The sequence below is a fragment of the Stenotrophomonas pictorum JCM 9942 genome (assembly GCF_001310775.1).
Taxonomy (GTDB): Bacteria; Pseudomonadota; Gammaproteobacteria; order Xanthomonadales; family Xanthomonadaceae; genus Stenotrophomonas; species Stenotrophomonas pictorum.
This window is the reverse complement of record NZ_BAZI01000333.1, coordinates 1-2,897: the sequence shown is the minus strand read 5'-3', so window position 1 is coordinate 2,897 and position 2,897 is coordinate 1. Positions and strand designations below refer to the sequence as shown.

The 2,897-nt window shown below is 68.7% G+C and carries 2 protein-coding genes and 1 pseudogene; all 3 read left to right on the top strand.

Annotated features, from left to right (window positions below):
* Positions 1-594: glucokinase (locus JCM9942_RS13270; RefSeq protein WP_172675116.1), on the top strand; the 594-nt coding region annotated here is incomplete at its 5' end.
* Positions 591-1,310 carry a 6-phosphogluconolactonase gene (locus JCM9942_RS13265; RefSeq protein WP_054660251.1) on the top strand — a complete coding sequence of 240 codons (720 nt, stop codon included), beginning with the start codon at positions 591-593 and terminating at the stop codon, positions 1,308-1,310. The genes JCM9942_RS13270 and JCM9942_RS13265, both read left to right, overlap by 4 nt.
* A 100-nt stretch (positions 1,311-1,410) precedes the next feature.
* Positions 1,411-2,897: pseudogene (gene edd, locus JCM9942_RS13260) on the top strand (phosphogluconate dehydratase); the annotation flags it as partial.

Sequence of the window (2,897 nt, the reverse complement as noted above, 5' to 3'; positions counted from 1 at the left end):
GGCACCTACTGCGTGATCGGCCCGGGCACGGGCCTGGGCGTGGGGGCGCTAGTGGTCCGCGATGGCCGCAACTATCCGCTGCCTACCGAGGGCGGCCACGCCAGCTTTGCGCCGGCCTCGCCCGAACAGATCCGGATTCTGGAAATCCTTTCGGCACAGTTCGGCCGTGTCTCCAACGAGCGGCTGGTCTGTGGCCCGGGCCTGGTCAACATCCACCGCGCACTCAGCGAGATGGCCGGTAATGACCCGGGGCTGCTGCGGCCGGAACAGATCAGCGAACGCGCCCAGGCCGGTGATCCGCTGGCTGTGCGCGCTATCGAGGTGTTCATGGAAGTGTTCGGCGCGGTGGCCGGCGATACCGTGCTGGTCCAAGGCGCATGGGACGGGGTATTCCTGACCGGCGGCCTGGTGCCACGGCTGCTCGATTCACTGCGGCATTCGGGCTTCCGCCAGCGCTTTGAAAGCAAGGGCCGGTTCACCGCGACCATGTCGCAGGTACCGTCAATGGCCATCATCCACCCCTGCCCCGGACTGCTCGGCGCTGCCGCCTATGCCGTGGACGCGGCCCGTCACACTGAAGGAGTTGTCGCATGAACGCCGCTGTTTCCGACCGTATCACGCTGGTTCGCCACGCCAATCCCGAGGCCTGGACCGACGGTGTTGCCAAGGAGATGGAAACGGTCCTGGCCCACGAGATCGAGCAACGCGGGCGCGCACGCATGCTGCTGTCCGGCGGTACGACCCCGGCACCGGTCTATGAAACGCTGGCCGAGCTGCCGCTGGAATGGGCACGTGTCGAGGTCGGCCTGGCCGACGAACGCTGGCTCTCGCCGCAGGACCGCGACAGCAACGCCTGGCTGGTCCGCAACAGCTTCCTCAAGCATGCCGAAGGTGCGCACTTCGATCCGCTGGTGCGGATCGGCAAGCCGCTGGCCGAGTGCGTGCACGACGCCAATCTACAGGCCCAGCACAGCCAGCCGGCCTGTCTGGTGGTGCTCGGCATGGGCAATGACGGCCATACCGCCTCGCTGTTCCCGGGTTCGCGCGATCTCGGATGGGCCTTGGCCAGCACCCAGACCTATGCGGCGCTGGACGCCACCGGCTGTCCGGTCGCCAATGGCTGGCCGCTGCGTATCACCCTGACACCGCAGGGGTTCGCTCCGATCGGCACGCGCCTGTTGCTGCTGCGCGGGCAGCAGAAGCTGGACGTGCTCAATGCCGCTCTCGAATCCAACGATGTCGCCCGCTATCCGGTACTGGCCGCCATCAATGCCCCGGGCCCGCGCCTGCGCGTGCACTGGTGCGCCTGAGTACCGGTCCGGGCCAACCACGCTGCCGACGATCGCGCCTGCGCAGTCGCCGCACCCTGTCACCGGGCGCTGTCCGCGCCCCTCTCATAGCTGGTAGCCAATGAGCCTGCACCCGAAAATCCAAGCCATCACCGACCGTATCCGCCAGCGCAGCGCCCCCTCGCGCGCGGCCTACCTGGCCGGCATCGACGCGGCGTTGCGTGACGGACCGTCCCGTTCGCGCCTGAGCTGCGGCAATCTCGCCCATGCCTTTGCCGCCTGTGGTCCGACCGACAAGGGCCGCCTGCGTGCCGATGTCACCCCGAACCTGGGCATCATCACCTCCTACAACGACATGCTCTCGGCCCACCAGCCGTTCGAGCACTACCCCGAGCAGATCCGCCAGGCCGCGCGTGAACTGGGCGCCACCGCGCAGGTCGCCGGCGGCGTGCCGGCCATGTGCGATGGTGTCACCCAGGGCCGTGGCGGTATGGAACTGTCGCTGTTCTCGCGGGACGTGATCGCCCAGGCCACCGCGATCGGCCTGAGCCACGACATGTTCGACAGCACGATCTACCTGGGCGTGTGCGACAAGATCGTGCCGGGCCTGCTGATCGGCGCACTGGCCTTCGGCCACCTGCCGGCGGTGTTCGTGCCGGCCGGGCCGATGACCCCGGGCATCCCCAACAAGAAGAAGGCCGAAGTCCGCGAGCGCTATGCCGCCGGCGAGGCCACCCGCGAAGAGCTGCTGGAAGCCGAATCGGCCTCCTACCACGCCCCCGGCACTTGCACCTTCTACGGCACCGCCAACTCCAACCAGGTGCTGCTCGAGGCGATGGGCGTGCAGCTGCCCGGCGCCTCGTTCGTCAATCCGGAGCTGCCGCTGCGTGATGCACTGACCCGCGCCGCCACCGCACGGGCGCTGGAGATCTGCGCGCTGGGCACGGACTTCCGCCCGCTCGGCCGCATCATCGACGAGCGCGCCATCGTCAACGCGGTGGTCGCACTGATGGCCACCGGCGGCTCCACCAACCACACCATCCACTGGATCGCCGTGGCCCGCGCCGCGGGCATCGTGCTGACCTGGGACGACATGGACGAGCTGTCGCAGATCGTGCCGCTGCTGGCCCGCGTCTACCCCAACGGCGAAGCGATGTGAACCGCTTCGCCGCCGCCGGCGGACCGGGTTTCGTGTTCCGCGAGCTGATGGACGCCGGGCTGATGCATGACGACCTGGTCACCATCGCCGAGGGCGGGATGCGCGCCTTCGCCCAGGAGCCGCGTCTGCTCGATGGCGAGGTCCGTTACGTCCCCGCCGCAGCGGTCAGTGGCGACGAGGACGTGGTACGTCCGGCCTCCAATCCATTCGAAGCACAGGGTGGCCTGCGTCTGCTCAAGGGCAATATCGGCCGTTCGCTGATCAAGCTCTCGGCGGTCAAGCCGCAGTACCGCACCATCGAGGCCCCGGCCGTGGTGGTGGATGCGCCGCAGGTGCTGAACAAGCTGCACGCCGCCGGCGCCCTGCCGCAGGACTTCGTTGCGGTGGTGCGTTACCAGGGCCCGCGCGCCAACGGCATGCCGGAGCTGCATTCGCTGGCACCGCTGCTG